At 37.3% G+C, this 1814-nt stretch carries 2 protein-coding genes and 1 pseudogene; all 3 read right to left on the reverse strand.

Features of this window, described 5'->3' with window-relative positions:
• Nucleotides 1-470 (reverse strand): RHS repeat domain-containing protein (locus IRJ25_RS15065; protein ID WP_331283394.1); only part of this gene is annotated, 470 nt, incomplete at its 3' end.
• 238 nt (nucleotides 471-708) lie between these two features.
• Nucleotides 709-1335, reverse strand: coding sequence for a hypothetical protein (locus IRJ25_RS15070; protein WP_269318582.1), 627 nt, complete (start codon nucleotides 1333-1335; stop codon nucleotides 709-711).
• Between the two features lie 11 nt (nucleotides 1336-1346).
• Nucleotides 1347-1814: pseudogene (locus IRJ25_RS15075) on the reverse strand (hypothetical protein); the annotation flags it as partial.

Raw genomic sequence — 1814 nt, forward strand, 5'->3', positions numbered from 1 at the left:
ATCGACACCGTTTCGTCTGCATCCAGCTCTGGGTCGACAGAGAGGAAGACGGCCTGTTCCGGATGGTAGTAGCGTGCCATCAAGTAGTAAAGCGCTAAATCTTCATCATAATAGTATGATGCATAACGAATCGGTTGATTAGTCAACTTCGAATCGATGATATTCGTCGCAAGTGGTTTGCCCCATGTGTCATAGGTGTACTCGGCAACAACATTCCCATCCATATCCGTGATTGCTACAATATACCCACGATAGTTCCGTTGATAATTGTACCATGTCCCATTTGTTTTTAGACCGACAAGGATATGGTCTGCGTTATAGACGTACTCCCGGACCGGTTTCCCAGCCGTATCCGTCTCGGCCATCAGTCGGTTCGAGTCTCCTTCGTAATGGAAGCGAATCGTACCGCTCGGTCCCACCTTCTCGATGCGACGTCCTTGTTCATCGTAAATAAATTGCCATTTCTGCATGCCGTTAACTTCTTCAATCGAAGTCAGTTTCCCAAGACCGTCCCATGAATATTTCAGGCGTCCGTCAAGTGTCTTCTCTTCACTCAATAAATTCTGAACGTATTCGTAAAATTGGCAATAAAAATGTCCTATAAAATTTGGATTTTAAAAAATCTAAATTCTATAGGACACTGCAGTTTTAAATGACTAAACATATATTACAAACAACACTACTTTTTCCTTAGACAAAATATGATTTTTAATCTTTTCCAGAATACCAAGAGCTATAGAATACTAAAACTTCTCTTTCGGACATAGCATCATACCCATCTTGATAGTTTAGTTTTAAGTATGCAAGCCCAATCTCACTGTCAATCAAAGTTAATATAGCTTTCTCTGTAGGAACATAAGGTGTTACCCCATCCGGTTGAAGAGTGAAGTCTATTTCTGCAAGAATTTCATATAGCATATTTTCATCTATATTTGATGGCACTACGATAAATACATTGGTCAAGAATGCAAAAAAGAGATCTTCTTGAAGTTCGAGGAACTTGTTGCTAAGATCTTCCCCTTGGTAAATATATATATCCTGTTGACTACGTTTTTTTTCCCAACCTAATCTGATTAACTTCTTTTTAAGGTAAAGAACTTGAATCTTATTTAAGTTATTAGCCATTTCACCAAAATATATACAGGAGTAAACTATAAAATTCTTATCCGAGATAAAATACTCTAATTTATCTTCTTCAATTAAATACCTGTTTATTTTTTTTGCTAATTCAATGTTCAAAGTAGTAAAACAAAAAGAATTTTGACTTAATGAAAGAAGTTCAAAGTTCTCATTATCTTTAAGCGCAGGTTTATGACACTGATAAAATACATTCATAAATATCTCCCTTACTTATTCTTTCTTGGATCATGTTTACTTGGATAATAATAATGTCTACTTTCCGTCTTCTTTCCTTTCTTAATATAGACATTATAATGAGGACCTACTGGTTTTCCATTTTCCCCTTTTAAGTGCCCCCATCTATCATGTGCTAGTTTGTGACCTTTATGAGAACGTTTTGCGTTTCGAGACTGATTGCTTGAGAGGCGCGGATGTCTGGAACCTGCATTTAAAGTTTCGTTTAACTTAGTAAATGTACCGTGTTTGCCAATGCCGGCATCTCTTCTTGCTGCTCTTCTGGCCGCTTTTTTAGATGGAAACATTGCTTTTGCTTTTTTACTAAACTTAAGAATTTTACCAAACCCAATAGCACTGCTTGCGGCACTATAAGCAGTGTATCCCCATTTTTTCCAACCAGTATATCCACGAGATTTGGCTGTTTGATAACCAGTATAAGCACCATATCCAGCCTTAAC

The organism is Exiguobacterium sp. KJ 601 (assembly GCF_027161185.1).
Classification (GTDB): domain Bacteria; phylum Bacillota; class Bacilli; order Exiguobacteriales; family Exiguobacteriaceae; genus Exiguobacterium; species Exiguobacterium profundum.